The sequence below is a fragment of the Candidatus Pelagibacter sp. HIMB1587 genome (assembly GCF_052047775.1).
Classification (GTDB): domain Bacteria; phylum Pseudomonadota; class Alphaproteobacteria; order Pelagibacterales; family Pelagibacteraceae; genus Pelagibacter.
This window is the reverse complement of sequence record NZ_JBNAJJ010000001.1, coordinates 437,749-464,611: the sequence shown is the minus strand read 5'-3', so window position 1 is coordinate 464,611 and position 26,863 is coordinate 437,749. Positions and strand designations below refer to the sequence as shown.

Genomic DNA, 26,863 nt, shown 5'->3' with positions numbered 1-26,863 from the left:
AATAAATATATTTGAAATTATGACAACAAATAAATTAGCTATAATTGGTGGAAGTGGTCTTTATGATGTTGAAGAATTCACTAATAGAGAACTGTTAGAAATTAATACGCCTTGGGGTAAACCTTCTGATCAAATATTAAAAACTAATTATAATAATAAAGAAGTTTATTTTTTACCTAGGCATGGGAGAGGGCATTTTATTTCTCCATCGAATATAAATTTTAGAGCAAATATTGATGCATTAAAACAGTTGGGTGTTACTGATATTGTTTCAGTCTCAGCCGTAGGATCTCTGAAAGAAGAATTGCCACCTGGAAAATTTGTTATTGTTGATCAATTTATTGATAGAACTTTTGCAAGAGTAAAAACTTTTTTTGATGATGAAATCGTTGCTCATGTATCGATGGCACATCCTACATCTAATGGACTAATGAATGCTTGTGAAGATGCGATTAAGAAATCTAATATAGAATACCAAAGAAATGGAACTTATGTTGTTATGGAGGGACCTCAATTTTCAACATTGGCAGAATCAAAATTATATAGATCTTGGAAGGCAGATGTTATTGGAATGACTAATATGCCTGAAGCAAAATTAGCTAGAGAAGCTGAAATAAGATATGCATCAGTTTCAATGGTTACAGATTTTGATTGTTGGCACCCAGATCATGAAAACGTTGATGTTCAACAAGTAATAAAAGTTTTGTTAGGAAATGCTGAAAAAGCAAAAGTTATGATTAAAAATTTAATTGATAATTTTGAAGATCACATAGATCCAAATGATCCAACAAATAATTGTTTGGATGTAGCAATTATTACCGCTCCAGAAAAACGAACCCAAAAAACAATTGATAAATTAAAAAATGTTGCTGGTAGAGCTTTGAATAAATGAGAATTCAAGGAAAAGAATATCGAACAATATGGTATGAAGATAAGATAGTAAAAATTATTGATCAAACAAAACTTCCACATCAATTTATAATAAAAGATCTTAAATCAGTTAAAGATGCAATAAATGCAATCAAGATTATGGAAGTTAGAGGTGCTCCTTTAATTGGGGCAACAGCTGCTTACGGAATAGTTTTGGCTATTCATGAGAACAACTCTCAAGAATTTATAAATAAATGTTCAGAAGAGTTAATTAAATCAAGACCCACAGCAATAAACTTAAAATGGGCAGTTGATCGTATGATGAAAAAATTATCTGGCATCAATAGTGATCAAATTTTAGATATAGCTTTAAAAGAAGCTAAAGAAATTTGTGATGAGGATGAAAAATTTTGTGAGAATATTGGTATTAATGGATTAAGAATAATTGAAGAAATTTACAATAAGAAAAAAAGTATAGTAAATATTTTAACTCATTGCAATGCAGGATGGTTAGCAACTATTAATTGGGGAACAGCAACTTCACCTATTTATCATGCTCATAAAAAAGGAATTCCTGTTCATGTCTGGGTAGATGAAACAAGACCAAGAAACCAAGGTGCAAATTTAACTTCATATGAGTTAAATGAGGAAGAAATACCTAACACAATTATTGCTGATAATACTGGAGGTATTTTAATGCAAAGAGGCGAAGTTGATATGTGTATTGTCGGAACAGATAGAACTTTATCTAATGGAGACGTGTGTAATAAAATTGGAACTTATCTAAAAGCTTTAGCTGCTCATGATAATGAAGTTCCTTTTTATGTAGCTTTACCAAGTTCAACAATTGATTGGAATATTAAAAATGCAAAAGACATTCCTATTGAGGTAAGAAATTTTGAGGAATTGTCTCATGTTGAGGGTATTGATGAAAACAATCAAGTTAAGAAAGTTTTGATATACCCACAAAAAAGTAAAGCAATGAATTTAGCTTTTGATGTAACTCCTGCAAAATATGTAAGTGGATTAATTACTGAGAGAGGAGTATGTGAAGCTTCCACCAATGGACTAAAAAACTTATTCAAATGAAAAATTTGAGTTCTGAAATTATTCGATATTCAATAATGTTGAATACAAAAAAATTATCAGCTTTAAGATCTGGAAATATATCAGTAAGGTATAAAAATGGTTTTTTAATTACCCCGTCTGGAAAAAAATACTCAACTTTAAAAAATAAAGATATAGTTTTCGTTACACTAGATGGTAATTTTGACAAGAAAAATGGTATTCCTTCTTCAGAATGGAAATTTCATCAAGATATTTATAAAAATAAAAAAGAAGCTAAAGCAATTGTTCACGCTCATTCAACAAATGCAACTGCTGTATCTACTCATAATAAAGGAATACCTCCTTTTCATTACATGGTTGCAATGGCCGGTGGCCATGACATTAAATGTGCAAAATATGCAACCTTTGGAACGAGAGAATTATCTAAAAATATTTTAAGAGCTTTAAAAGCTAGAAAAGCTTGCTTAATTGCAAATCACGGTCAGATTGCATTTGAAGATAGTTTACCTAAAGCTTTTGAGTTAGCCGAAGAGGTTGAAAATATATCGCTTCAGTATATAACGAGCCTTAAATTGGGTAAGCCTAAAGTTCTTTCTATAGCAGAAATGAATAGAGTTTTATCTAAAGCTAAAAACTATAAAAAGGATAGCTAATGACAAAAGTTGGAGAACATATAACTCTAGACATCATTGGAACTACAAAAGAATATGATCCTTCTGTTTACGAAAAAGTAATTCATGAAATTGCAAAAGCTGCAAAAGTATCAATATTAAATATTTCTAAATATAAATTTGAACCTCAAGGTTTCACAATATTAGCTCTTCTTGCAGAAAGTCATATCAGCTTTCATACATTTCCTGAAAAAGGAATTATTAGTTTTGATTTTTTTACTTGCGGAAAAGTAAGTCCATCAGTTGCAATTGATATCATCAAAAAGGAATTTGAACATACAAGAATTGTTAAAAAAGAATTTAATAGAGACACAAAATCGCTTTATCATGACATTTATAGTTCTCCAGGTCTGCAAAAATCTTATGTTGTAAATGATGTTTTAGAAGATTTTAAATCTAAAGTTGGTCAACATATTGAAATTTTGGATCTTGAACAATTTGGAAAATCATTATTTATAGACGGTGAAATTCAAGTTGCTGCAACAGATGAACATTTATACAGCTCTACATTTGTTGGTTCAGGTTTAAATTTAAACAAAGATAATGAAAGAGCAGCTATTATCGGGGGTGGAGATGGTGGAGTTGCAAGAGAATGTATTTCTAAAAATTTTAATTTTATTGATTGGTATGAGTTAGATCCAGAAGTTGTAGACGTTTGCAATAAACATCTTGGTGATATTGGAAAAAAAGCTACGGAAAAAAATTCAGTTAAATGTGTTTGGGGAGATGCATTTGAAAGTATTAAATCAGTAGCTGACGATACTTACGATCATATTTTTGTCGATCTTAATGATGATCAGTTTTGTATAGACCTAGCAGCAAGAAATATGGACTCTCTGGTGAGAATATTAAAACCAAAAGGAGTAATTACAGCTCAAGTAGGTAGTCAGGATAAAAAACCTAAGCAAGTTGATAGTTGGTTAAATGTATTTAATCAAAATTTTGGTAATGCCAAATTATCTAGAGTTTATATACCAAGTTTTGATTGTGCTTGGAACTTTTCATCCTCAATAAATCATTAATTTTTCTTTTTTCTTTCTAAAAATTGTGAAATAATTATTCCAATTAAAGGAGAAAATATGAATATATTCAAAAAAACTATTTTAACAGTTCTAGCTTCTTTTTTAATCATCGGAAATGTTTCTGCTGAGAAAATTAAAATTGGAACTGAAGGTGCTTATCCTCCATGGAATTCAAAAGATGCTTCTGGCAATTTAATTGGGTTTGAGGTTGAGCTAGCACAAGAGCTTTGCAAGATTATGAAATATGAGTGTACAATCGTTGAGCAAGATTGGGATGGAATGATACCTGCATTAGTAATGAGAAAATTTGATGCAATCATGGCCGGCATGTCAATCACTGACGAAAGAAAGAAAACAATTACTTTCTCACAAGGTTATGCTGATGAAGTTGCGTCTCTTGCTGTAATGAAAGGTTCAAGCTTAGAAGGAATGGATACACCAGAAGGTATCAATTTATCTTTAGGTGGTTCTAGTGTTAAAAAAGCACTTAAAACTCTAACAGATGCTCTTGCTGGAAAAACAGTCTGTACTCAAACAGGTACAATTCACCAAAACTTTTTAGAGTCTGGTGATGTTGGAAGTGTAAATGTTAGAACTTACAAAACTCAAGATGAGGTTAACTTGGATTTAACTTCTGGAAGATGTGATGTTGCATTAGCTGCAGCTGTAGCGTTTACAGATTATGCAGATAAATCTGGTAAACCAGTTGTTTTAGTTGGACCAACTTTTTCAGGCGGTGCATTTGGAAATGGAGTTGGTGTTGGAATCAGACAAGCCAGTGATAGCGCTATTGGAAAAAGAGACGCTAAAATCCTAAAAGATTTCAATAAAGCAATTAACAAAGCTAGAAAACAAGGAATAATTAGCAAACTTGCAATTAAACATTTTGGTTTCGACGCTTCTATGTAATTAATTTTGGATTTGGCGACTATAATATATAGTCGCCAGTCTATATGGAACTTCTTGCATTTGGAAAAACAGGTTGGGGTGACGAGTTATTTTACGCAACCTTAATGACTGTTGCTGTATCTGTTACAGCAATGTTGGTTGGTTTTCTTTTTGCTTTAATTTTTACTCCGCTTAAACTTTCAAAATACAAAACACTAAATTTTGTAGGTAATTTTTACACTACAGTAATAAGAGGTGTACCTGAATTATTAGTAATTTATTTATTATTCTTTGGAGGAAGTGGTGCAATAATGTATGTTGCATCAATATTTGGTTATTACGAGTATATAGAGATTAATGCATTTATTACTGGCGCTGTTGCTATTGGCATAATTTCAGGGGCTTACTCAACAGAAGTTTTTAGAGGAGCTATTCAATCGATTGATAAGGGACAGTTCGAGGCCGCAAAGGTTTTAGGTATAAGCAAATTTGGTCAATTTTATAAAATAATTCTTCCTCAAATGTTAAGATTAGCAATTCCAAATTTAAGTAATGTTTGGCAAATTACTTTAAAGGACACCTCTTTAATATCAGTAACAGGACTAGTTGAAATCATGAGACAATCTTATATTGCTGCAGGATCTACAAGAGATCCATTATTTTTTTATTCTTTTGCAGCAATTTTATATTTATTGCTCACTTACATAAGTATGAAGTTAATTAATAAATTAGAAGTCAAATATAGCAGGGGTTATTAATGGATTTTGATTTAATGATCACTAGTTTCCCAAAACTTTTAGGAGCAACTGTTATTACTTTAAAGCTTTTGTCTGCTTCTTTATTTTTTGGATTATTTCTTGGATTGTTTTTTGCAATTTTAAGATTAAACAAAAATATATTTATCAATAAATTTGCTTATGGATACTCTTACGTTTTTAGGGGTACTCCTTTATTAGTTCAAATTTTTATTATTTATTTTGGATTAGGACAAATTGAATATTTGAGATCAACAGTTTTATGGGTTGTTTTAAAAGAACCTTATTGGTGTGCAATTATTGCTTTTACATTAAATACAGGTGCATACACGTCTGAGATATTAAGATCTGCTTTTCAAACTATAAAACCTGGAATTATTGAAGCTGGAAAAAGCTTAGGTATTTCAAATAAAATTATATTTTATAAAATTCAAATACCTATTGCGATCAGACAATCACTTCCTGCATATGGAAATGAAATCATTTTAATGATGAAAGGCACTTCATTAGCAAGCACTGTAACACTTATGGATTTAACTGGTGTTGCAAAATACATCATATCAACAACATTTAAGCCTATAGAAGTATTTATTGTAGCTGGTGGAATATATTTATTTATGACTTTTGTTATTCATAATGTGATTAAGTATTTAGAAAAAAAATATAGCTTCCAACAATAAAATGTATCTTTCTCAAAAACAGATTGATGATTATCAAAATCTTGGTGCAATAATTATTAAAGATGCATTTAAAGATTGGATCAAACCATTAAGAGATGGTTTTCAAAAAGTTTTAGACAACCCAAGCCAACATGGAAGAGAAAATGCAACTGAAAATGAAGGAAGATTTTTTGAGGACTATTGCAATTGGGAAAGAATAAAAGAATTCAAAGCTTGTATGTTTAATTCTCCTGCAGCTCAAATAGTTGCTGAGGCTACAAATTCAAAATCTATACAAATTTTTCATGATCATCTTTTTATTAAAGATCCAGGAACAAATAAAGAAACACCTTGGCATCAAGATATGCCGTATTACTGTGTTGATGGAAACGATACAGGCAGTTTTTGGATACCATTAGATGAAGTAAATAAAGAAAATAACCTTAAATTAATTTTAAGATCACATAAATGGCAAAAACTTTTAAGACCTACTAAATGGTCAAACGATCAACCTTGGTATGAAGATGATAGCTCATTTATGAATCTTCCTAAAATAGAAGAATTTAAAAAAGATATATTAGTTCCTGATCTAAAATTAGGTGATGCAGTTTTGTTTAATTTTAAAACAGTTCATGGTTCCACAGGAAATCAAAGTTCCCAACCCCGAAGAGCATTCTCAATGAGATTTATAGGTGATGATATTACTTTTGTTGAAAGAGGTGGTCCAACATCACCACCGTTTGATGGAATTAATTTGAAATCAGGAGAGCAGATGAGAGAGGATTGGTTTCCAAAAGTTTTTAGTAACTAGTATACTCTTTAATCTCTTTAACAGCAGAGCCAGTATGGTTATTCATCTCTAATTTTATTTTTGCACGATCATCATTTAAAAAATGAACATCTCTAGAAAGTTTTATGAATTTTTCTCCAAAATCTTTATTTTTTTCACAATCTCTCTTGTCATCTTCAATAACCCAAAGTTTGGCATTTATTTCTTTTAAGTCTTGAAATAATTTTTCAAGCTTCTCATCAGATTTAACATTTTTTTCTAACTGATTTTTAAGAATAGAGTGTTCGTTATTTATAAAATTTAATTTTTCGGGGTCTTTTATTTTATCTTGTTTTATTTCTAATATTGAAATCTTGTCTAAAAGCTCTCCAACAGAAACCTCAACTATAATTTTATTCATAAAACTTTATACTATGTTAAGTTGTTAGAATTATGTCTAATATTTTAATTATTAAACATGGATCTTTAGGCGATATAGCTCAAGCATGTGGGGCAATTCAAGATATTTCTGAAAATCATAAAGATCATCAAATTCATTTATTAACAACCAAACCTTATTTTGAACTATTTAAAAAAAACCCACATATTTCAAATGTTATTCTAGATAAGAGATTATCAAAAATTAACTTAATTTATTTATATTTACTAATGAGAGAGATTAAAAAATATAATTTCTCAAAAGTTTATGATCTTCAAAATTCTAGCAGAACATCATTTTACAAAAATATATTATTTCCTAAAGCTGATAAAACCATCTGGTGTTCAACAGAAACAACTCTACCAGAAGGTACAACTAAAAAAGATTTTGATAAAGATTCTGTTCTTTCAAGATTTGATCATCAGTTAAAATTTTCAGGAATTAATACTAATCATACAATGAAACCAGATTTTTCATGGAGTACAGTTGATATTTCAGAAATAAAAAAAAGTTATGAACTAGATAAATACATTATACTTTTTCCTTTTTGCTCACCCCATTTAACTTCAAAGAAATGGCCTTACTATAACGACCTAATCTCTATGATTAATGAAAAATTCGAAAATAAATTCAAAGTTGTTACTGCACCTGGACCAGATGAAATTAAAGATGCTGAAAAAATAAATGCTTTATGTGTTCTGGACAATGGTAAAGCTTTAGATATTTCACAATTATCTGGATTAATTAAAGACAGTTCGTTTGTGGTTGCTAATGATACAGGGCCTGCTCATATAACAGCGCATTTAGGATCAAAGGGTGTTGCTCTATTTGGTTCACATACAACTCCTTTTAAAGTTAGTATTGAAAGAGATAACTTTAAAGCAATACAAGCACCTGAATTATCAAAACTCTCAGCAGAAAAAGTTTTTGAAAGACTTTCTGAAATTATTTCTTAATTTTTTCTAAAACTTTTAAAAATATTGGAACTGTGAAAAGTATAAAAAGCAATCTTATTATATGGTGAAAAGCAACAAAGTCTGGGTCTAAATCAAAAGCAATTGCTATAACTGCCACTTCATAAATTCCTCCAGGACTAAAAGATAATATTAAAGTTAAAATATTTGTATCAACAAAGAATGTCGCAACATAGGCTGCAACCAAACCTAATACTACCAAAATAGTGGTAGCCACAATGCTATGAAGAGAATTATTGGCTATCTCCTTAACAGTTTTTTCAGCAAACCTACATCCGACAGAAGAGCCAAGAATTAGCAGACAAAAATTTACCGTTTCATCTGGTAATGTATATGAGGCTATATCTGTAATTTGTAATAAACCACTCGCAAATAATGTTCCAGATAGTAAAGCAGCAGGAATTCTAATTTTATCAAAAACAAAAATAAAAAATAAAGATGCAACAATAAGTAAAATTAAATTTAAATGATTTTGAGCTAAATAATTGAAGTTATCATTAAACAAAACATTGTTATCAGTATTATTAACTATAATAAATGGAATGACAGTTATTATGATGATTAATCTAATTAAGTGAGAGGTTGCAACTTGAGATAAATCCGTTTTTTCATTTTCAGCTAAAATCATTAAAGGACCTAGCGCACCAGGAGCTGCCGAAAAGATGGAAGCTTTTTCTCCATAACTAGCAAATTTTTGGAGGTATTTAGCAACAACTAAAATACAAATTATTATATAGATTAGCATAATCAGCGAAGTCCAAATCCAATCAAACATTTGATTAAATAGATTTTGATCTATGTAATTTCCAATATGCAAACCTAAAATTATCAAGATAAAACTTAACACAATTTTAGGCATAATGATTTTTAGTCCTGATAAAGCAGCAATTGATGTGATAATCATTGGACCCAAAAACCAAGCTAAAGGAATATTTAAATATTCTGCAACAATTGCACTAGGAACAGAAATTATTAAAACAGAAATAAATTTAATTGAAAAAATTTGTTTTGCATTCTCAAAATAAAATCTGATTTGATCTTTAATCATTTATTAAGCTTCTACCATCAACTATTTAAATGATAAGAAAAAATATATTAGAAAAAAAAGTGAAAATTCAATTAGTTAAAAATTAAAAACATTAGTTTTTTTTGATAATTTTTTTAAAAAAACATTTTCAATTGAAAGTTGTACTGCTTAATTTGAGGTTGAATAAAGATTAAGACTATAATTAACTTACTTTTTTAAATTAGAGAGGAATAAATAATGAAAAACTTAAAAAAAATAGTTTCAGTATTATTTTCTGCAATCCTATTATTCTCAGCAACAACTACTAGCTCAGTAGCGCATGAAAAATTGCACTTTGTAATCGGTGGTGGTGCTGGTGGTGGTTGGGATGGAACTGCTAGAGGTACTGGAGAAGCTTTAACTAAAGCTGGTATGTTAAAAAGCGCATCATTTGAAAATATGTCAGGTGGTGGTGGTGGTAAAGCACTTGCTTATATGATTAATACTAAACCTGCTAACACAATTTTAGTTCAATCTACACCATTAGTACTAAGATCAATTACTAGACACGAAGGTTATGTAAAAGGTACTGGAACTTTATCTTATAAAGATGTTGTGCCGATTGCAGGTGTAATTGGTGACTACGGTGCTATCGCAGTTGCAAAAAACTCACCTTTTAAAAACTTTAAAGATGTAGTTGATGCATATAAAAAAGATCCTAGCTCAGTAAAAATGGCAGGTGGATCAGTAAGAGGAAGTATGGACCATTTAATTGGTGCATTAGCATTCCAAGCTGCAGGTGCAGATCCAAATGCTGTTCAATACATTCCTTATGATGCTGGTGGAAAAGCTTTAGCTGGACTTTTATCAGGAGAAACTCAAATCATTTCAACTGGTTTAGGTGAATTGATGGGTGCAAGAGACCAAGTAACAATTATTGGTATTACTGCTCCTTCAAGAGTTTCTGATGCACCAGATGCACCAACTCTTAAAGAACAAGGGTACGATGTACAATTCGTTAACTGGAGAGGTTTCTTTGGCCCTCCAGGTATGAGCGATGCTGAAAGATCGGCTATTGCTAAAAAGCTTGGCGATGTACAAAAAACTCCAGAGTGGGAAGCGGTAAGAGCAAGAAACGCTTGGGTTAATATTTATAACCCAGAAGGTAAGTTTGTTGAATTCTTAGAAAATCAAACTGAAGAAATGACAGCTCTTATGAAAAAACTAGGAGTAATCTAACCTTTGGTTAGAAATTAAAATTAGAGCAGTGAATATAAATACTACAAAAATTATATCACTGCTCTTTTTTATTTTTTCAGCATTTTATTTATATTTAGCTTATCAAATTCAAGTTTTCACATTTGATGAAAATGCTCCATTTAATGCCAGAACATTTCCAATTTATTTGGGTTATGCAGGATTATTTTTTTCTGGATTAAAACTTATTTTACCAGACCCTAATACAATCAAAGTAGAACATAAAAGTTTAGAGTATAAAAAAACTGGTATACTTATACTGATTGCAATTATTTATGGAGCTACAATTTTAAAAGTTGGTTATTTTTTAAGCACATCTTTATTTTTATTTGCTTCATATTATTTTTTAGGAGAACGAAGGTGGATTTTAATGTTTTTATTATCCTTTCCATTTGTTGCTGCTTTTATGTATTTGCTTCATGGTATTCTTGATATTTATTTAAGAGATCCATTTTTACAATCAATAGGGGTTATGGGATGATTGAAGGAATACTAATTGGATTAACTACAGCACTTACATTCCAAAATATACTAATGGTAATGGTCGGTTGTTTTTTTGGAACAATCATTGGAATGCTTCCTGGTCTTGGTCCAATGACTGCAATAGCTTTAATGATACCTATTACATATGGTTTTGAACCCGCAACTGGATTAATTTTAATGGCTGGAGTTTATTATGGAGCAGTATTTGGAGGTTCAACTTCTTCAATATTATTAAATGCCCCTGGCGTCCCAGGAACAGTTGCAACTTCTTTTGATGGCTATCCAATGGCTCAACAAGGTAAAGCTGGAAAAGCTTTAGCAATAGCTGCATGGAGTTCATTCGCTGGTGGAACATTATCTGCAATTTATTTATTATTTATGGCACCAAGCTTATCCAAAGTAAGTTTGTCATTTAGATCACCTGATTATTTTGCTTTAATGATTTTAGGTTTAACTGCTATTGCTGCTTTTTCTTCCAAAGGACAATTTTTAAAAGCAATGATGATGGTTGTTTTAGGTTTAATGTTAGCTTCTGTTGGTCAGGACAGTTTGTCTGATATCACAAGATATACATTTAACAATATGAACTTAACTGATGGAATTAGCTTCGTATTAGTTGTAATGGCAACTTTTGCGATGAGTGAGGCTTTATCAATTATTTTAAAGAGAAATGATCCAACTAGTGCTGCCAAACAAGTTTCATTAACCGAATTAGGTTCAATTAAGATTAATAAAGAAGAACGAACTAAAATGTATAAAACAATTCCAAGATCATCAGTAATTGGTTTTTTAATTGGTGTTTTACCTGGAGCTGGCGCAACAATCGCTTCTTTTTTAGCTTATGGAATGGAACGAAATGTAGTTAGTGACGAAGAAAAAGAAAAATTTGGTAAGGGAAGTGTAAATGGTTTATCTGCACCAGAAACTGCAAATAATGCCGCTTGCTCTGGTTCTTTTGTACCAATGCTTACTTTAGGAATTCCTGGGAGTGGAACAACAGCTGTAATGCTTGGGGCTCTTTTAGGTTTTGGTGTTCAGCCTGGTCCTAGACTTTATATGACTAATCCAGAGATTTTTTGGTCAATAATTATGTCTATGTATATTGGAATGGTAATTCTTCTTATATTAAACTTACCACTTATACCTTATATCGCTAGAATTCTTGCAGTTCCTAAAAATTATTTAATTCCTTTAATTTTATTTTTCTCTGTTACTGGGATTTACGTAATGTCATTTAATAATTTTGATATTTATTTAATGATTGGGATAGCAGTAGTTGCAACGTTTTTAAGATTATATGATTTCCCTATGCCACCTTTGATATTAGCTTTTGTACTTGGTGGATTGATGGAAGAAAACTTGAGACGATCTTTATTATTAAGTAATGGTTCGTGGGAATTTTTGTGGGACAGAACATTAACAGCATGTATCCTAGCAACTACAATTTTAATTGTAGTTTGGCACATTTATAAAACCTTTAAGAAGAAAAATTAAGATTTAATATCTATTCGTTTTCTAATAATTTCTTTATTAAGTTTCATTTCACGGTATGACATAATGAAAACTCCTAAAAATATAATACTAGCACCAATCCAAGTGTAGAGATCAGGGATTTCGCTAAATACAAAGTAACCAATCAGAGATGCAAATATTAAACTTAGAAAAGAATAGGGTTGTGTCATGCTTACATCTACTAGTTTATAGGCATGATTAATACAAAGATGCAACAATGTGCCAGATAGACCTGCAAAAAATAAATAAATCAAAGTTTGTAAGCTAGGTGTTTGCCAATAAAACAACGCAATAAGGAAACTAAAAATAGTCATATAACAGTATCCATAAGATAAAATTGTAATCGAACTATCGTCTTTTGTTATAGTTTTTGTAATTATAATCACTATTGACCACATAAAAGAAGATGCCAGTGCCATATACACTCCAATAGAGATTTCAATCATACCTGGTCTTAAAATTACCAACATACCAACAAATCCTAAAACTAGCGCAAAACTTCTGTAGATATAAATTTTTTCTCCAAGAAACAAAACAGCCAAAATAGTTACTATGAAAGGAACAACAAAAGATATTGCTGTAGCTTTTTCAATTGGCATCATTGTTAAAGCTGAGAAATATAAAAGCATTGAAGGCAAGTTTAAAACTGCTCTAAGAAAATGTTTTTTATGATGATTTGATTTAAAAACTGCAAATTTAGTTTTTAAAATATAAGGAAAAATAATCAGGAAACCAAATAAAAATCTAAAAAAACCTGCCACATAAACATTAACTTCCTCTTGTGCTAATTTTAAAAAGGTTAACATTAATGTTCCACAAAAAACTGAGATTATAATTAAAAAAATTGCTAATTTATTATTTGAAATCAATTTAGTATCTTTTTGTATTCTTCAATTATTTTCGACCATTGAAATTTATTAGCAAATTCTTTTGCATTTTTTCCAAGCTCTAAATATTTTTTATTTTCTAACATTAAGTTAATTGAAGAATAAATATCATCAAGATTATTACCATCACATATTAAACCAGTTTTTTCATGATCAATTGCATCTGCTGCGCCACCATCTTTACCGCCTATAGATGATACACCGTATTGTGCTGCTTCAACATATGCAATTCCAAACCCTTCAACAGATTTTTTATGAATGATAGAAGGCATTACAAATAAATTTGATTTAGCAATTAGTGCATTTTTTAAATCATCACTGATATCTTTAAAAAACATTACTTGTTCATCTAAATTTAATTCTTTTACTAATTTTTTAATATTTTCTTCTTCATCACCGTACCCAATACAAATGTAGACAATATCTGGGTAAATTTGTTTTAGATTTCTAAGAGCCATCACTACTTTTTCATGATTTTTTCTTTTATCAAATCTTGAAACGGTAATTAATCTTGGCGTTTTAACTTTTAGTAAGCTTTCAACTTTTTCTAATGATTTTTTGTTTAATTCTTGAGCTGGATCAACACCAGGATTAATTACAATAATTTTATTTTCATTAACCCCACATTCAATTGCAAGGTTTTTTGTATATTGTGAGTTGGCAATAACTTTTTCTACATTATTAAGAACATTTAAAACTCTTTTATTTTGACTTGATCCTTTAGGATGATTAATCTCTTTACCATGTATAAGGCAATATTTTTTTTTAGAAGTTTTAATTAATTCTAAACTTTTCCAATGATCTCCAATTATTCCTTCAACCTTATTCTCTTTGATAAATTCATTAATTAATTGAGCTTTTCTATATTTTCTAAGAAGCTTTATTCCACCAACTCTTTCAATTGAAAACGAAGCTTGTTCATCAAAATCTTTATGATTATCAATATGATCAGCAAAAACTTTGATCATAAAGTTTTTAGACAACTCTCTTGATAAACCCCACATCAAGCTTTGCATTCCACCAAGCTCAGGAGGAAAAGATCTAGTAACAATTAAATACATTAATCAGTTTTCCACTTTATGCTACAGCCAGCACTAGGAATTTGGTCTTTAGGACCTTTGCCTGTTTCAGCAATTTGCTTCATAGCTTTTAACAAGTCACTTTCACCTTCTTTAACAGGTATAAGATTTCTTAACTCTCTTAATCTTCCACGATATTGAAGTTCTAAATTTTTGTTATATCCAAAAAAATCTGGTGTGCAGACAGCATCATATGCTTTTGCAATATTTTGCGTTTCATCGTTTAAGTAAGGAAAATTAAAATTATTATCTTTTGAAAATTTAATCATATTTTCAAAAGAGTCTTCAGGATAATTTTCTGCATCATTTGCACAGATTGCAACTGAATTTATTCCAATTTTTTTTAATTCATTACAATCTTCAACTATTTCTTTTGTAACTGCTTTTACATATGGACAATGATTGCAAATAAACATTATCAAAGTTCCATTTTCTCCTTTGATATCCTCTAACGAAAGAATTTTATTATCTGTTGATTTTAATTCAAATGGAATAGCTTTTTGACCAAAATCACATATTGGAGTTTGTATTGGCATACTGTAAGAATATATAAATTATGTTTTATGATTTAAAAGATAAAAAACCAAAAAACTCTGGCGAAAATTGGGTAGCTCCAAACGCAACTGTAATTGGAGATGTTACATTGGAGAAGAATACAAGCATATGGTTTAATGCTGTTTTAAGAGGAGATATAGAAAATATTCATATAGGTGAGGGATCTAATATTCAAGATGGTAGTGTCTTACATACAGATCCCGGCTGTCCGTTGAGAGTCGGTAAAAATGTTACTATAGGTCATTTAGTGATGCTTCATGGATGTACTATTGGAGATAATAGTTTAATTGGAATTGGAGCAGTAATTTTGAACAAAGCAAATATTGGAAAAAACTGCATCATTGGAGCAAAAGCATTAATTACTGAGAATAAAGTGATACCTGACAATTCCTTAGTTGTTGGTTCTCCGGGAAAAGTTATAAGAGAAGTGACTGAGGAAGAAAAAAAAGCAGTAGAGGAAAACACTAAACACTATCAAGATAACTGGAAGAAGTATTCAAAATCAATATTTTAAATATTAAATCTATGAATAAAAAATTTAAAATTGGTATTGATTATGGAGGTACTAAGATTGAAGGAATTTTAATTGACGATAAAGGCAATCAAATTGAAAGAAAAAGATATTATTATGATAAAAACTATGTTTCTGGAATTGATACAATAAAAAAACTTGTCGATGAATTTGACAATATTAGTAATCAAACCTGTAGCGTAGGACTAGGGATACCAGGATTTTCATCAAAAGAAACCAAACTAATAACAAACGCAAATTCGTCATGGTTAAATGACAAACCTTTTCAAAAAGATTTAGAAATTGCTTTAAAAAGACAAGTGAAATTGATGAATGATGCGAATTGCTTGACTTTATCGGAAGCAATTGATGGTGCAGGAAAAAATTATGACTCTGTTTTTGGAATAATAATAGGCTCAGGTTTTGGAGGAGGTTTATCTTATAAAAAAGAAATAATTGAAGGTGCTAATCAAATAGCAGGAGATTGGGGACATCAACCATTACCTTATCCAACTGATGAAGAAATTAAACTAGACGTTAAATGTCCCTCAGAAAATTGTGGAAGACCCTTATGTGCAGAGCAATTTATTTCAGGAACTGGTTTTACAAATATATTTAATAAAAAATATAATACAAATCTTACAACAAAAGAAATTGTAGAATTAGATAAAAATAATGATGATCGTGCTAATTTAGAATTTTCTTTATATGAGGATAGAATGGCAAGATTATTAGCTGTAATGATTGGTATTTTTGATCCTGGTGCGATTGTTTTAGGTGGAGGTATGTCAAATATTGAAAGATTTTATAATAACATTCCAAAATTAATTCCCAAATATACATTTGCAAAAAAAATAGAAACGAAAGTTTTAAAAAATTTACACGGTGACTCAAGTGGTGTGAGGGGAGCAGCTTGGCTTTGGAATAATTAACAGAACAATTAATAAAGGAAGGGAATTATGTCAGCAGGTTACGTTATAGCTCAATTAAAAGTTACAAATCCAGAAAACTATAAAGAATATGTGGCTAAAGTTACAGAGGTTGTAAAAAAATTTGGTGGAGAATATCTAGTTAGAAATGGTGAATATCAAGTAGTAGAGGGCGAAGATAATTTTCCAAGATTAGTAATCATTAAATTTCCATCATATGAAAAAGCTTTAGAATGGTATCACTCTGATGAGTATAAGCCAGTTAAAGATATTCGTCTTCAAAACTCTGAAGGAAGCAATATAATTGTAAAAGGGATTTAAGGTACTAACCAGGTATCTTTATTGTTTACTAAATCAAATTTTGCTCTTCGATGACCTTTAGCGGCTAAATATAACCATTCTATTGATTTTATTTTGCACTGAATAACCGTAAAATTTTTGTAACCTTCTTCACTTTGTTCTTTAGTGTAATCAAAATTATCAAGCTCAGGTTTTAGTCCAGATGTAGGAGTATCAGACATAGTTCCTGGTCCTTTAACAACTAAATAACATTTTCTAGATATGTGTTGGGTTTTTGACCAAGATTCTTTAGTAACATCGTTATTATGATTAATTGTACACTCTACTTTTAGCCTAACCTGAATTTTTTCATCTTTATCATAAAACAACATTGCTGCATTATTGTTAGATTTTAATTTTCCAATTTTATCAGAACGAATATCGCTATGATACTGAACTAAGTTATTAGATTTATCTGATTTTCGAAGAACTACAATTCTACCATCCAAGTCAGATTGGCTACCACATATAAATACAGGTATTCTAAAAGGTGAACTTCTATCTTTAACAGCATTATTTAACATAGACCAAATTTTCTTTTTGATCTCTACAAAGTCCTCATAATAAGGAACGGTATCAGTCACAGATTATTTTTTCTTTTTTAATCGAGCAATAAGTGCAGAGCTATCCCAACGGTTACCACCCATTTCTTGAACTTCCGCATAGTAACCATCTATGATTTCTGTAATTGGCACTGGTGAACCATTTCTTTTTGCTTCTTCAATTGCAATTTTTAAATCTTTTCTCATCCAATCGATAGCAAATCCATAATCAAACTTATCATCCGTCATAGTTCGATATCTATTTTCCATCTGCCAAGACTGTGCCGCACCTTTAGATATAGTTTCCATTACTTTATCCATATCTAAACCTGCATTTATTCCAAAATTAATTGCTTCAGATAAACCTTGCACTGCCCCAGCAATACACATTTGGTTCATCATTTTAGTAAGCTGTCCACTTCCACACGATCCTATTAATTTTACTTTTTTACTGTAGCAATCAATTACTGGCTCTGCTTTTTTAAAAACTTCTTCATCACCACCAACCATGACAGTTAGTATTCCACCTTCTGCTCCAGATTGACCTCCAGATATTGGCGCATCTAAAAAATCAAAACCTTTATCTTTTGCAGCTTTATACAATTCTCGAGAAACTTCCGCAGACACAGTAGAGTTATCAACAAATATTGATCCAGCTTTTGCTGAGTTAAATAATCCGTTCTCCCCTATAGCTACTTCTCTTAAATCGTTATCATTACCAACACATGTAAAAATAAAGTCCGCACCTTCTGCAGCTTTAGCAGGAGTATCTGCCATTTTTCCTTTGTATTCACCAATCCATTTTTCAGCTTTAGATTTTGTTCTATTAAAAACAGTTACATTGTGTCCGGCTTTTGATATATAACCAGCCATCGGGTAGCCCATAACCCCAAGACCTATGAAAGCAACATTAAAAGTCATAATTTTTTTCTATGTTTAAAAGTTTAAGTTTAAAAGTAATTGTATTTGGTTTTATTTTTACATTTTTTTCAAGCTTTGGACAGAGTTATTTTCTTGGTTTGTTTAATACTAGTATTAGAGAAGCTCTTTCAATATCTCATGGACAATTTGGTTCAATCTACGCGTCTGCAACTCTATGTAGTAGTTTTATATTGATATGGGTTGGAAAAAAAATAGATGATTTTAGCACAATTAAATTTGCATATTTTGTAATTATATCTTTAAGCGTATCTTCATTTATATTTTCTAAAATCAATTCAATAGTATTTTTATTTATAGCAATTTTTTTAATGAGGTTATTTGGTCAGGGGCTAATGTCTCATACTGCTAGTACCACAGTTTCAAGATATTTTGATAAATCAAGAGGAAAAGCATTAAGTACATCTTGGCTAGGTTTGTCGTTAGCAGAATTTATTTTACCAGTTTTAATAGTATATTTTTTAACATTCATACATTGGAGAGAATTATGGGTAGGATTTTCTTTAATTATTATTTTATTTCTTCCTGTTGTCTCAATGTTCTTAATAAATAATTTAAATATTAATTCTAGAGAATCTGACAGTAATAATAATTCAAAAGAAGAGACAATCAAACAATGGTCCAGAGGAGAAGTTTTAAAAGATTATAAGTTTTATATTATTTGTGGAAACTTATTAGCAATGCCATGGATTTTCACAGGCTTCGCAGTTTTTCAATCTTTTGTTCAAATTTCTAAGGGATGGGGTCCATATGTGATAGCTCAATCTTTTATGGCCTATTCGATTTGTTCTGTTTTGACTTTATTTGTAACTGGTATTTTAATTGATAAGTTTTCAAGCAGGAAATTATTAATTTTTACAAACATTCCTATGTTGATTGCTACTTTGATATTGATAGTTTTTGATCATCCAATTGTTTCATTTATTTTTTTAGGATTAATGGGAATGACCAATGGTTTTGCAAATGTTTTAGGCACGTCTACATGGGCAGAATTATATGGTGTAAGATTTATTGGAGGAATAAAGGCTATGACTTCTGCTTTAATGGTTTTTTCCACTGCTTTTGGAACTGCTTTGTATGGTTTTTTAATAGACAAAGGTTTTGGTATTGAACAAATTGCTACTTTTTCCGCAATATATGTTGGATTTATGCTTGTACTTTTATTTTTGATAAAAGGTAAGTTAAATCCTCATTATTTATAAAAATATCCCTTGATTTTATCAGACTCACTGTGTAGATACTGCGCATGGCTAGAGTAACAGTAGAAGACTGCATAGATAAAGTAGAAAGTCCTTATGAACTAGTTTTAGTGGCTAAAGAAAGAGCTACTCAACTTAATGCTGGTTTAGAACCAACAATAGATAGAGATAATGATAAAAATACAGTGATCTCTTTGAGAGAAATTGCTGAAGAAAAAATCAAAGTATCAGATTTAACTGAAAGTGCAGTTTACAAACTTAGAAAACACGTTGAACAAGTTGATGACGGTGTAGAAGATGATGAAGATATAGGTGATGATTTTGAAAATCTTTACAAAGGAGAGATTTCAAAAAGTGGTACTCCAATTTTGCCATCTAAAAGAGCTAGAAAAACTCCAGAAAAAATTCAAGTATCAAAAGAAGATCTAGCTGAATTGTCTGAAACAGCTACACCTGAAGTTGACGCTTCAGTTGGCCAAGAAACTATGAATGAACAAGGTGAAGTTTCATTGGATGAAGTTTCAGAATCAGAAAATCAAGAAGCAGATGTTGCTTCTGAAGATCCAGAAGCTTCAAACTCATAAAAAAATAATATAAAGTTTTAGTTTATGAATAGGTTAGTATCAGTTGCTCCTATGATGGACTGCACAGATCGTCATGAACGATATTTTTTAAGACTAATATCTAAAAATATACTTCTTTATACTGAAATGGTTGTCGATGAAGCAATCAATAGAGGTGATAAAAAAAAATTACTGGAATTCAATATCAATGAAAAGCCAGTTGCACTTCAATTGGGTGGATCTTCACCTAAGTTACTTGCAGAGGCAACAAAAGTTGGAGAAGACTTTGGCTACGATGAAATTAATTTAAATTTAGGCTGTCCAAGTAGAAAAGTAGAGAAAAATAGATTTGGTGCTTGTTTAATGAAAGAGCCAAACTTAGTTGCAGATTGTTTAACAGAGATGCAATCAAAAACTAAATTACCTGTGACCATAAAAACTAGAATTGGATATGATAGTGTCGAAGATTACGAAAATTTGCACAATTTTATATCTATACTTAAATCCACAGGTGTTAAAACTTTTATTATCCATGCAAGAAAGGCTATGCTTGGTAAGTTTACACCTAAACAAAACCTAAACATTCCACCTTTAAAATATGAGTTTGTTTATAAATTAAAAGAAGATTTTCCAAATGAAGAAATAATTATAAATGGAGGAATAACTTCTGTTGATCAAATTAAACCACATTTAGAAAAAACAGATGGTGTTATGATTGGAAGAGCTGCTTATCACACACCTTATTTGTTAGCAGATATTGAGAAAGAAATTTTTAACAATGAGGATATTCCTAGTAGGCAAGATGTTGTTGAGCAGTTAATTCCTTATGTAAAAGATGAATTGAAAAAAGGAACTCGTTTAAATCAAATTATGAGACACACATTAGGTTTATTTCACGGTCAATCTGGTGCTAGTCATTGGAAAAGATATTTAAGCGAAAATATGTGTGTGAGAGATGCTGATGTAAAAAAAATTGATCACATAATGGATAAAATTAAATACAACAATGTTGATATGAGAGAAGGTCAATCTGCTTAGTTCAATCTTAGCAAATGAATATATCTATATAGTTTTATTAATGGTTTTGACTGCAATTCCAGTAGGATTTGTAGCTGGTCTTTTTGGTATCGGCGGTGGTTTAATAACTGTCCCGTTTCTTTATTATATATTTGGCAAACTTGGAATTGATCAAGCTTATATAATGCACTTAGCGGTAGGAACATCTTTTGCAATAATAATTCCAACATCAATAGTTTCAGTTTTAACCCATCATAAATTTAATTCAGTCGATTTTAATGTAGTTAAAAGCTATGGTTTTTTTGTAGTTGCAGGAGTTGTTTTGGGAACAATATTTGCTGCAACTTTCAAAACAAAATCATTAGTACTTTTTTTTGCAATCGTAATCTTTTTTTTAGGAATTTATTTACTTACGATTAAAGAAAAGGAACAAAATGTAATATCTGAAATGAAATTGTATTTAAAAATAACACTTGGTGCGATTGTTGGATTTATTTCAGCTATAACAGGTATAGGTGGTGCCGTTATGAATGTGCCAATCCTTAAATTTTTCGGTTATTCAATTAATAAAGCAATTGGAAGTGCTGCAGCGATTGGTTTTTTAATTGCACTATTTGGTGCTACAGGTTTTTTTATTTCAGGAAGTTATTTAAAAACAAATTTACCATTTAGTATTGGATTTTTAAATGTACCAGCTTTTTTAATCTTCATTCCGATTACAACTTTTATGGCAAGAATAGGTGCAAGAACGGCTCACAGAATAGATAAAAATAAAATTAGTAAATTACTTGCTATTTTCCTACTATTCGTAGCAGTTAAGTTTTTCTACGAATATATTAAATTATAAGCATGTCGTTTAAGTTAAATAGGAAATTTTTAAAGACTTCACATCATCTTATTGATCTTAAATTATGCACTATTAGGTTAAACGATAATTCTAAATTTCCATGGATAATTCTAATTCCCAAAAGAAATAAGATTACCGACATAAGCGATCTTAATTCTAAAGATCAAACTCTGCTAATGAAGGAAATTGTTTATGCAAGTAAAGTAATGAAAAAATTATTTAAAACTTCGAAGCTAAATGTAGAAAAAATTGGAAATATTGTTCCTCAGTTGCACATACATATTATTGCTAGAAGTAAAAAAGATAGTTCATGGCCATTGTCTGTATGGGTTGTTAAAGGAAAAAATTACTCAAAAACAGCTCTAAAATTAATAGTTGATAAATTAAGAAAAGCTCTAAAATAAAAAGAGGTGACTTCAGTCTCCCTCCATCACCTCATGTAATTTTTTAAATGATTCTTTACAGATTTATGAACACTTATAAGTTGAAAATTAACTTTATTAAGTACTAAATTTTTTGATCGTATTCGCCTATTTTTCCAGTTTTTTGAAGTAAATCGTCAATAAAATCAAAGATTTTCATCTTTCTATTATCTGAGGTTGGGCTTTCAGTTACAATTACTAATGAAGGTTTATTAGATGATGCTCTTATCAATCCCCAAGATCCATCTTTAAAAGAAAATCTTACACCATTAACTGTAAGAACTTCTGTAATTTCTTGATCATCAATTTTAGTTTTATTATTTTTTAATTGTTCTACTTTTTTAACTAATTCTTCAACTACTTCATATTTTTCTTCATCTTTACAGAATGGCGCCATCGTTGGTGTTTGAAAAGTATTTGGTAATTCACTAATTATCTCACTCATTTTTTTATTTTCATTATCTAATAAATGACAGACATGAATGGCTGAATTTATTCCATCATCGTAACCATATCCTAAAGGCTGATTGAAAAAGAAATGACCACTTTTTTCAAAGCCTGCTAATGCTTTTTCAGTGTTAACTTTACGTTTAATGTGGGAATGACCTGTTTTCCAATAAATTGTTTCACAATTGTTTTCTAATAAAATTTTGTCTTTTGAGTATAAACCTGTTGATTTTACATCTACTACAAATTTAGAATTTTTGTATTTAGCAGATAAGTTTCTCGCTATTAGTAAACCAATTTTATCAGAGAATATTTCGTTACCTTCATTATCAATAACGCCAACTCGATCTCCATCACCATCGAAGCCAAAACCTATATCAGCATTATTTTCTTTAACCACTTTAGCAATTTCATGAAGCATTTCTAAATCTTCTGGATTAGGATTATATTTAGGAAAATTCCAATCTAAGTTACAATCTAACTCTATTACCTCACACCCAATACCCCTTAAAATATCTGGTGCAAAAACACCTGCAGTTCCATTACCGCAAGCAACTACAGCTTTAATCTTTTTATTTATTTTATTTTTATTAATCAGGTCACTTATATAAATTTTATCGAAATCTTTTATTTCTTTTTCATTTCCATCACCTTTTGAAAACTTTTCATTCAATGTTATTTCTTTTAATTCTCTCATTTCTTCGGGTGCATGAGTTAATCCTTTCTTGATACCCATTTTTACACCAGTCCAACCATTTTCATTATGACTTGCTGTAACCATAGCAACTGCATCTGCATCTAAATTAAATTGTGCAAAATAAACCATAGGGGATAATGACAAACCAATATCTTCTATATGACATCCTGTTGATTTTAATCCTTTTTTAAGTGAGGTTTTTATTTCCTCACTGTAAGATCGATAATCATGTCCAACAATAATTCTTGGATGATCTTTTTTGGTGTGATTTTTTATTTGTGTCCCAAGTCCTTTACCGAGATTCTCTATCCCTGCTGAGTTTATGTCTTTTTCATACAACCAACGGGCGTCATATTCTCTAAAACCATAAGGATCTATTTTTAAATTTTCACTCATTTATCCACTACTTACTCTTTTTATGTTAATTTCTTTAAAAAAATTTTATTTTTTTATTGATAATCATATTGTCGCGTTCTATAAATGTTCCATTGATTAAACGTTTATTTAGTATACTTAATCAAAGCGCCTACAACATATAGTTGTTTTCGCAAAACTAAAATAATATAATAACAAATATGAACAAGATTCTATCTCAAGCCCTCAAGAAAGCTGTCTCCGAATATAGCCCAGAAGTTAAAGAAGTTTCAAAAGCGAATAAGCCTGATTTATTTTCTTTAAATAATGAAACAGAATTATTTCAAAACGATAAAGGTATAATAATTAAAATTGATCGTTCTAAAGATTCAAATCTTACAGATTTTGGTAAAGCAACTTTAAAAGATAGATACCTTGGTTTAAACGAATCTTATCAAGATTTATTTGCAAGAGTAGCAAGCACTTATGCTGATGATAATTTACATGCGCAAAGAATTTATAATTACATAAGCAATCTTTGGTTTATGCCAGCAACACCAGTTTTATCAAACGGTGGAACTAAAAGAGGTTTACCTATTTCATGTTTTTTAAATGAAGCATCTGATAGCTTAGGTGGAATTTTAGATCTTTGGAGTGAGAATGTTTGGCTTGCTGCGAAGGGTGGAGGAATTGGAAGCTACTGGGGTAACCTAAGATCTATTGGAGAAAAAATTGGCAGAGTTGGAAAAACTTCAGGAATAATTCCTTTTATTAAAGTAATGGACTCTTTAACAATGGCAATTAGCCAAGGCTCATTAAGAAGGGGCTCTGCAGCTTGTTATCTTCCTATCGATCATCCTGAAATAGAAGAGTTTATTGAAATGAGAAGACCAACTGGCGGAGATCCAAATAGAAAAGCATTAAATTTACATCATGGTGTTTTAGTTTCAGATGCTTTCATGAGAGCAGTTGAAACAGATGAACAGTGGGCGTTAAAAAGTCCAGCAGACGGAACTGTGCAACAAACTATTTCTGCAAGAAATTTATGGATAAGATTATTAACTGCTAGAATTGAAACTGGTGAGCCTTATATAATTTATATAGATACAGTTAACCGACAAATTCCTCAACATCATAAGTTAGCAAATCTTACTGTTAAAACTTCTAACTTATGCAGTGAGATAACTCTTCCTACAGGAATTGATAAAGACGGTAGAGATAGAACAGCGGTGTGCTGTTTATCATCTTTAAATTTAGAAAAATATGAAGAATGGAAAGATGATCCAGATATGATTAGTGATGTAATGAGATTTTTGGATAATGTGTTATCTGATTTCATTAACAAAGCTCCTGAACAATTTAAAGATGCTAAATACTCTGCTGAAAGAGAGAGAAGTGTCGGTTTGGGTGTGATGGGTTTCCATTCTTTCTTACAGAAAAATAGAATTCCACTTGAGTCTGTAATGGCAAAATCATGGAATAAAAAAATATTTAAAAACATTCACGAAAAAGTTAATCAAGCTTCTAAAGATTTAGCTGAAGAAAGAGGAGCGTGCCCTGATGCTGCAGAGTATGGCTATCAAGAAAGATTTTCTAATAAAACTGCTATTGCACCAACAGCATCGATTTCTATTATTTGTGGAGGAGCTTCTCCAGGAGTAGAGCCCATTGCAGCAAACAGCTATACTCACAAAACTTTATCTGGTTCGTTTAATGTGAGAAACAGATATCTTGAAGAAATTCTTGAAAGCCAAGGTAAAAATGATGAGGAAACCTGGTCTAGTATTACTACAAACCAGGGTTCAGTTAACCATTTAGATTTCTTAACTGATTTAGAAAAAGATGTATTTAAAACTGCATTTGAACTTAACCAAAGCTGGATAATTGAATTGAGCGGAGACAGAACTCCTTTTATTTCACAAGCTCAATCAGTTAACTTATTTTTACCTGCAGATGTTCATAAAAAAGAATTACATAAAATTCATTTTGATGCGTGGAAGAAAGGTTTAAAGAGCCTTTACTATTGTAGATCAAAATCAATTCAAAGAGCTGAGAATGTTAACGACTCTAAGTCAACAGACATCATGGCTAATGTGTATAAAAATAAATCAACCGAAAATAGTGAACCAGAGTACGAGGAGTGTTTATCATGTCAGTAGCAGAAAAAGTTAAGTCAGAAATTATTCAACCACAAAAAAACAATAATGGATTGCTTGTTGCAAACCCAGTTTACAAACCTTTCAGATATCCATGGTGCTATGATGCATGGTTAACACAACAAAGAATTCACTGGTTACCAGAAGAAGTTCCACTTGGAGATGATGTGAGAGATTGGCAAAAAAATCTTTCAACTTCAGAAAAAAATCTATTAACACAAATTTTTAGATTTTTTACTCAAGCAGATGTCGAAGTTAGCAACTGTTATATAAGACATTACATGAATGTATTTAAACCAACTGAAGTATTAATGATGATGTCTTCTTTTGCTTCAATGGAAACTGTTCACATTGCTGCTTACTCACATTTGTTAGATACAATTGGTATGCCAGAGTCTGAGTATTCAGCATTCATGAAGTACAAAGAAATGAAAGATAAATACGATTACATGCAAGGTTTTGATGTTAAATCAAATCATGATATTGCAAAAACAATTGCTGTATTTAGTGCTTTCACAGAAGGTCTTCAGTTATTTGCAAGTTTTGCAATTTTGTTAAACTTCCCAAGACATAACAAGATGAAAGGAATGGGTCAGATTGTTACTTGGTCTGTGAGAGATGAGACATTGCATTGCAATTCGATGATCAGATTATTTAAAGATTTCATTAAAGAAAATCCTGAAACATGGACACCTCAATTGAAAAAAGAAATTTACGAAGCTTGCAGAACAATTGTTGAGCATGAAGATGCTTTTATTGATTTGGCTTTTCAAATGGGTCCAATGGAAGGTTTGACTGCAGATGATATTAAAAAATATATTCGATTTATTGCAAATAGAAGATTAGATCAATTAGGATTAGAAGCGATCTATGACATTGATAAAAATCCATTAACTTGGTTAGATACAATGTTAAATGCTGTAGAGCACATGAACTTCTTTGAAGGAAGAGCTACAGAATATTCTAAAGCATCAACCCAAGGAACTTGGGCAGAAGCATTTAGTTAA

The 26,863-nt window shown here is 30.5% G+C and carries 29 protein-coding genes and 1 pseudogene; 22 read left to right on the top strand and 8 right to left on the bottom strand.

Annotated features, from left to right (window positions below; translation table 11 throughout):
- The first annotated feature begins 19 nt into the window (after positions 1–19).
- Genes ACTTBE_RS02635 through ACTTBE_RS02600 form a run of 8 tightly spaced genes read left to right on the top strand, consistent with a single transcriptional unit; the run spans position 20 to position 6,744 of the window.
- Entirely contained in the window at positions 20–892 is an 873-nt protein-coding gene (locus tag ACTTBE_RS02635; protein ID WP_440677022.1) for an S-methyl-5'-thioadenosine phosphorylase, read from the top strand.
- Positions 889–1,959: an S-methyl-5-thioribose-1-phosphate isomerase gene (gene mtnA / locus ACTTBE_RS02630; protein ID WP_440677021.1), complete on the top strand. Its 1,071-nt coding sequence runs from the start codon at positions 889–891 to the stop codon at positions 1,957–1,959. The genes ACTTBE_RS02635 and mtnA overlap by 4 nt, the downstream gene beginning before the upstream one ends.
- Positions 1,956–2,591 (top strand): class II aldolase/adducin family protein, encoded by a 636-nt coding sequence (locus ACTTBE_RS02625; protein WP_440614229.1) that lies wholly within the window; start codon positions 1,956–1,958, stop codon positions 2,589–2,591. The genes mtnA and ACTTBE_RS02625 overlap by 4 nt, the downstream gene beginning before the upstream one ends.
- Positions 2,591–3,631 (top strand): adenosylmethionine decarboxylase, encoded by a 1,041-nt coding sequence (gene speD, locus ACTTBE_RS02620; RefSeq protein ID WP_440677020.1) that lies wholly within the window; start codon positions 2,591–2,593, stop codon positions 3,629–3,631. The genes ACTTBE_RS02625 and speD overlap by 1 nt, the downstream gene beginning before the upstream one ends.
- A gap of 57 nt (positions 3,632–3,688) precedes the next feature.
- Positions 3,689–4,540, top strand: a complete 852-nt coding sequence (locus tag ACTTBE_RS02615; protein WP_262589018.1) for a transporter substrate-binding domain-containing protein — start codon at positions 3,689–3,691, stop codon at positions 4,538–4,540.
- A gap of 44 nt (positions 4,541–4,584) precedes the next feature.
- Positions 4,585–5,277 (top strand): ABC transporter permease, encoded by a 693-nt coding sequence (locus tag ACTTBE_RS02610; RefSeq protein ID WP_440677019.1) that lies wholly within the window; start codon positions 4,585–4,587, stop codon positions 5,275–5,277.
- Positions 5,277–5,954: an ABC transporter permease gene (locus ACTTBE_RS02605; RefSeq protein WP_440633503.1), complete on the top strand. Its 678-nt coding sequence runs from the start codon at positions 5,277–5,279 to the stop codon at positions 5,952–5,954. Before ACTTBE_RS02610 ends, ACTTBE_RS02605 begins: the two co-directional genes overlap by 1 nt.
- Before the next feature lies 1 nt (position 5,955).
- Positions 5,956–6,744: a phytanoyl-CoA dioxygenase family protein gene (locus ACTTBE_RS02600; RefSeq protein ID WP_440677018.1), complete on the top strand. Its 789-nt coding sequence runs from the start codon at positions 5,956–5,958 to the stop codon at positions 6,742–6,744.
- Here ACTTBE_RS02600 and ACTTBE_RS02595 read toward each other — a convergent pair.
- Entirely contained in the window at positions 6,734–7,123 is a 390-nt protein-coding gene (locus ACTTBE_RS02595) for a DUF6165 family protein (RefSeq protein WP_440677017.1), read from the bottom strand. The two genes, ACTTBE_RS02600 and ACTTBE_RS02595, sit on opposite strands and share 11 nt — an antisense overlap.
- A 32-nt stretch (positions 7,124–7,155) precedes the next feature.
- On the opposite strand from ACTTBE_RS02595, the gene ACTTBE_RS02590 reads away from it, so the two are divergent.
- Complete coding sequence (locus ACTTBE_RS02590; protein WP_440677016.1) at positions 7,156–8,097, top strand: glycosyltransferase family 9 protein; 942 nt, start codon at positions 7,156–7,158, stop codon at positions 8,095–8,097.
- On the opposite strand, the gene ACTTBE_RS02585 is transcribed toward ACTTBE_RS02590, so the two are convergent.
- Positions 8,087–9,163: an AbrB family transcriptional regulator gene (locus ACTTBE_RS02585; protein ID WP_440677015.1), complete on the bottom strand. Its 1,077-nt coding sequence runs from the start codon at positions 9,161–9,163 to the stop codon at positions 8,087–8,089. The genes ACTTBE_RS02590 and ACTTBE_RS02585 overlap by 11 nt on opposite strands.
- A 216-nt stretch (positions 9,164–9,379) precedes the next feature.
- On the opposite strand from ACTTBE_RS02585, the gene ACTTBE_RS02580 reads away from it, so the two are divergent.
- Genes ACTTBE_RS02580 through ACTTBE_RS02570 form a run of 3 tightly spaced genes read left to right on the top strand, consistent with a single transcriptional unit; the run spans position 9,380 to position 12,355 of the window.
- Positions 9,380–10,360 (top strand): tripartite tricarboxylate transporter substrate binding protein, encoded by a 981-nt coding sequence (locus tag ACTTBE_RS02580; protein WP_440677014.1) that lies wholly within the window; start codon positions 9,380–9,382, stop codon positions 10,358–10,360.
- A gap of 28 nt (positions 10,361–10,388) precedes the next feature.
- Positions 10,389–10,859: a tripartite tricarboxylate transporter TctB family protein gene (locus tag ACTTBE_RS02575; RefSeq protein WP_440677013.1), complete on the top strand. Its 471-nt coding sequence runs from the start codon at positions 10,389–10,391 to the stop codon at positions 10,857–10,859.
- On the top strand, positions 10,856–12,355 hold the full coding sequence (locus tag ACTTBE_RS02570; RefSeq protein ID WP_440677012.1) for a tripartite tricarboxylate transporter permease: 1,500 nt from the start codon (positions 10,856–10,858) through the stop codon (positions 12,353–12,355). The genes ACTTBE_RS02575 and ACTTBE_RS02570 overlap by 4 nt, the downstream gene beginning before the upstream one ends.
- Here ACTTBE_RS02570 and ACTTBE_RS02565 read toward each other — a convergent pair.
- The 3 genes from ACTTBE_RS02565 to ACTTBE_RS02555 are packed head-to-tail and all read right to left on the bottom strand — an operon-like array spanning position 12,352 to position 14,875.
- Positions 12,352–13,242, bottom strand: a complete 891-nt coding sequence (locus ACTTBE_RS02565) for a DMT family transporter (RefSeq protein ID WP_440677011.1) — start codon at positions 13,240–13,242, stop codon at positions 12,352–12,354. The genes ACTTBE_RS02570 and ACTTBE_RS02565 overlap by 4 nt on opposite strands.
- Positions 13,239–14,321 carry a glycosyltransferase family 4 protein gene (locus tag ACTTBE_RS02560; protein WP_440677010.1) on the bottom strand — a complete coding sequence of 361 codons (1,083 nt, stop codon included), beginning with the start codon at positions 14,319–14,321 and terminating at the stop codon, positions 13,239–13,241. Before ACTTBE_RS02560 ends, ACTTBE_RS02565 begins: the two co-directional genes overlap by 4 nt.
- Positions 14,321–14,875 carry a thioredoxin family protein gene (locus tag ACTTBE_RS02555; RefSeq protein WP_440677009.1) on the bottom strand — a complete coding sequence of 185 codons (555 nt, stop codon included), beginning with the start codon at positions 14,873–14,875 and terminating at the stop codon, positions 14,321–14,323. The genes ACTTBE_RS02560 and ACTTBE_RS02555 overlap by 1 nt, the downstream gene beginning before the upstream one ends.
- A 20-nt stretch (positions 14,876–14,895) precedes the next feature.
- Here ACTTBE_RS02555 and ACTTBE_RS02550 point away from each other — a divergent pair, with 20 nt between their 5' ends.
- The 3 genes from ACTTBE_RS02550 to ACTTBE_RS02540 are packed head-to-tail and all read left to right on the top strand — an operon-like array spanning position 14,896 to position 16,655.
- Entirely contained in the window at positions 14,896–15,408 is a 513-nt protein-coding gene (locus tag ACTTBE_RS02550) for a gamma carbonic anhydrase family protein (protein WP_440677008.1), read from the top strand.
- A gap of 11 nt (positions 15,409–15,419) precedes the next feature.
- Positions 15,420–16,337: an ROK family protein gene (locus ACTTBE_RS02545; RefSeq protein ID WP_440677007.1), complete on the top strand. Its 918-nt coding sequence runs from the start codon at positions 15,420–15,422 to the stop codon at positions 16,335–16,337.
- A gap of 27 nt (positions 16,338–16,364) precedes the next feature.
- A complete protein-coding gene (locus ACTTBE_RS02540; RefSeq protein WP_262589034.1) occupies positions 16,365–16,655 on the top strand; it encodes a DUF1330 domain-containing protein in 291 nt (96 codons plus the stop codon).
- Here ACTTBE_RS02540 and ACTTBE_RS02535 read toward each other — a convergent pair.
- On the bottom strand, positions 16,652–17,257 hold the full coding sequence (locus tag ACTTBE_RS02535) for a flavin-binding protein (RefSeq protein WP_440677006.1): 606 nt from the start codon (positions 17,255–17,257) through the stop codon (positions 16,652–16,654). The genes ACTTBE_RS02540 and ACTTBE_RS02535 overlap by 4 nt on opposite strands.
- Before the next feature lie 3 nt (positions 17,258–17,260).
- Positions 17,261–18,136 carry an NAD(P)-dependent oxidoreductase gene (locus tag ACTTBE_RS02530; protein ID WP_440677005.1) on the bottom strand — a complete coding sequence of 292 codons (876 nt, stop codon included), beginning with the start codon at positions 18,134–18,136 and terminating at the stop codon, positions 17,261–17,263.
- Between the two features lie 11 nt (positions 18,137–18,147).
- On the opposite strand from ACTTBE_RS02530, the gene ACTTBE_RS02525 reads away from it, so the two are divergent.
- The 5 genes and pseudogenes from ACTTBE_RS02525 (at position 18,148) to ACTTBE_RS02505 (ending at position 22,184) form a co-directional block, all read left to right on the top strand.
- Positions 18,148–19,356, top strand: a complete 1,209-nt coding sequence (locus tag ACTTBE_RS02525) for an MFS transporter (protein WP_440677004.1) — start codon at positions 18,148–18,150, stop codon at positions 19,354–19,356.
- A 44-nt stretch (positions 19,357–19,400) separates the two neighbouring features.
- Positions 19,401–19,781: pseudogene (gene rpoZ / locus ACTTBE_RS02520) on the top strand (DNA-directed RNA polymerase subunit omega); the annotation flags it as partial.
- Between the two features lie 180 nt (positions 19,782–19,961).
- Complete coding sequence (gene dusA / locus ACTTBE_RS02515) at positions 19,962–20,954, top strand: tRNA dihydrouridine(20/20a) synthase DusA (RefSeq protein WP_440677003.1); 993 nt, start codon at positions 19,962–19,964, stop codon at positions 20,952–20,954.
- 40 nt (positions 20,955–20,994) lie between these two features.
- Positions 20,995–21,780, top strand: a complete 786-nt coding sequence (locus tag ACTTBE_RS02510; protein ID WP_440677002.1) for a sulfite exporter TauE/SafE family protein — start codon at positions 20,995–20,997, stop codon at positions 21,778–21,780.
- Positions 21,781–21,782: 2 nt separating this feature from the next.
- Positions 21,783–22,184 (top strand): HIT domain-containing protein, encoded by a 402-nt coding sequence (locus ACTTBE_RS02505; RefSeq protein WP_440677001.1) that lies wholly within the window; start codon positions 21,783–21,785, stop codon positions 22,182–22,184.
- Between the two features lie 103 nt (positions 22,185–22,287).
- On the opposite strand, the gene ACTTBE_RS02500 is transcribed toward ACTTBE_RS02505, so the two are convergent.
- Positions 22,288–23,742 carry a phosphomannomutase/phosphoglucomutase gene (locus tag ACTTBE_RS02500; RefSeq protein ID WP_440677000.1) on the bottom strand — a complete coding sequence of 485 codons (1,455 nt, stop codon included), beginning with the start codon at positions 23,740–23,742 and terminating at the stop codon, positions 22,288–22,290.
- 179 nt (positions 23,743–23,921) lie between these two features.
- On the opposite strand from ACTTBE_RS02500, the gene ACTTBE_RS02495 reads away from it, so the two are divergent.
- Positions 23,922–25,859 (top strand): ribonucleoside-diphosphate reductase subunit alpha, encoded by a 1,938-nt coding sequence (locus ACTTBE_RS02495; protein WP_440676999.1) that lies wholly within the window; start codon positions 23,922–23,924, stop codon positions 25,857–25,859.
- Positions 25,850–26,863: a ribonucleotide-diphosphate reductase subunit beta gene (locus tag ACTTBE_RS02490; protein WP_440614253.1), complete on the top strand. Its 1,014-nt coding sequence runs from the start codon at positions 25,850–25,852 to the stop codon at positions 26,861–26,863. The genes ACTTBE_RS02495 and ACTTBE_RS02490 overlap by 10 nt, the downstream gene beginning before the upstream one ends.

Excerpts from the sequence above, each read along its gene's own strand:
- mtnA (WP_440677021.1), top strand. The coding sequence starts at position 889 with ATGAGAATTCAAGGAAAAGAATATCGAACAATATGGTATGAAGATAAG.
- ACTTBE_RS02570 (WP_440677012.1), top strand. The coding sequence starts at position 10,856 with ATGATTGAAGGAATACTAATTGGATTAACTACAGCACTTACATTCCAA.
- speD (WP_440677020.1), top strand. The coding sequence starts at position 2,591 with ATGACAAAAGTTGGAGAACATATAACTCTAGACATCATTGGAACTACA.
- ACTTBE_RS02615 (WP_262589018.1), top strand. The coding sequence starts at position 3,689 with ATGAATATATTCAAAAAAACTATTTTAACAGTTCTAGCTTCTTTTTTA.
- ACTTBE_RS02560 (WP_440677010.1), bottom strand. The coding sequence starts at position 14,321 with ATGTATTTAATTGTTACTAGATCTTTTCCTCCTGAGCTTGGTGGAATG.
- ACTTBE_RS02550 (WP_440677008.1), top strand. The coding sequence starts at position 14,896 with ATGTTTTATGATTTAAAAGATAAAAAACCAAAAAACTCTGGCGAAAAT.
- ACTTBE_RS02505 (WP_440677001.1), top strand. The coding sequence starts at position 21,783 with ATGTCGTTTAAGTTAAATAGGAAATTTTTAAAGACTTCACATCATCTT.
- ACTTBE_RS02625 (WP_440614229.1), top strand. The coding sequence starts at position 1,956 with ATGAAAAATTTGAGTTCTGAAATTATTCGATATTCAATAATGTTGAAT.
- ACTTBE_RS02510 (WP_440677002.1), top strand. The coding sequence starts at position 20,995 with ATGGTTTTGACTGCAATTCCAGTAGGATTTGTAGCTGGTCTTTTTGGT.
- ACTTBE_RS02495 (WP_440676999.1), top strand. The coding sequence starts at position 23,922 with ATGAACAAGATTCTATCTCAAGCCCTCAAGAAAGCTGTCTCCGAATAT.
- ACTTBE_RS02545 (WP_440677007.1), top strand. The coding sequence starts at position 15,420 with ATGAATAAAAAATTTAAAATTGGTATTGATTATGGAGGTACTAAGATT.
- ACTTBE_RS02580 (WP_440677014.1), top strand. The coding sequence starts at position 9,380 with ATGAAAAACTTAAAAAAAATAGTTTCAGTATTATTTTCTGCAATCCTA.
- ACTTBE_RS02635 (WP_440677022.1), top strand. The coding sequence starts at position 20 with ATGACAACAAATAAATTAGCTATAATTGGTGGAAGTGGTCTTTATGAT.
- ACTTBE_RS02540 (WP_262589034.1), top strand. The coding sequence starts at position 16,365 with ATGTCAGCAGGTTACGTTATAGCTCAATTAAAAGTTACAAATCCAGAA.
- ACTTBE_RS02595 (WP_440677017.1), bottom strand. The coding sequence starts at position 7,123 with ATGAATAAAATTATAGTTGAGGTTTCTGTTGGAGAGCTTTTAGACAAG.
- ACTTBE_RS02610 (WP_440677019.1), top strand. The coding sequence starts at position 4,585 with ATGGAACTTCTTGCATTTGGAAAAACAGGTTGGGGTGACGAGTTATTT.
- ACTTBE_RS02525 (WP_440677004.1), top strand. The coding sequence starts at position 18,148 with ATGTTTAAAAGTTTAAGTTTAAAAGTAATTGTATTTGGTTTTATTTTT.
- ACTTBE_RS02600 (WP_440677018.1), top strand. The coding sequence starts at position 5,956 with ATGTATCTTTCTCAAAAACAGATTGATGATTATCAAAATCTTGGTGCA.
- ACTTBE_RS02605 (WP_440633503.1), top strand. The coding sequence starts at position 5,277 with ATGGATTTTGATTTAATGATCACTAGTTTCCCAAAACTTTTAGGAGCA.
- dusA (WP_440677003.1), top strand. The coding sequence starts at position 19,962 with ATGAATAGGTTAGTATCAGTTGCTCCTATGATGGACTGCACAGATCGT.
- ACTTBE_RS02555 (WP_440677009.1), bottom strand. The coding sequence starts at position 14,875 with ATGCCAATACAAACTCCAATATGTGATTTTGGTCAAAAAGCTATTCCA.
- ACTTBE_RS02530 (WP_440677005.1), bottom strand. The coding sequence starts at position 18,136 with ATGACTTTTAATGTTGCTTTCATAGGTCTTGGGGTTATGGGCTACCCG.
- ACTTBE_RS02500 (WP_440677000.1), bottom strand. The coding sequence starts at position 23,742 with ATGAGTGAAAATTTAAAAATAGATCCTTATGGTTTTAGAGAATATGAC.
- ACTTBE_RS02585 (WP_440677015.1), bottom strand. The coding sequence starts at position 9,163 with ATGATTAAAGATCAAATCAGATTTTATTTTGAGAATGCAAAACAAATT.
- ACTTBE_RS02590 (WP_440677016.1), top strand. The coding sequence starts at position 7,156 with ATGTCTAATATTTTAATTATTAAACATGGATCTTTAGGCGATATAGCT.
- ACTTBE_RS02490 (WP_440614253.1), top strand. The coding sequence starts at position 25,850 with ATGTCAGTAGCAGAAAAAGTTAAGTCAGAAATTATTCAACCACAAAAA.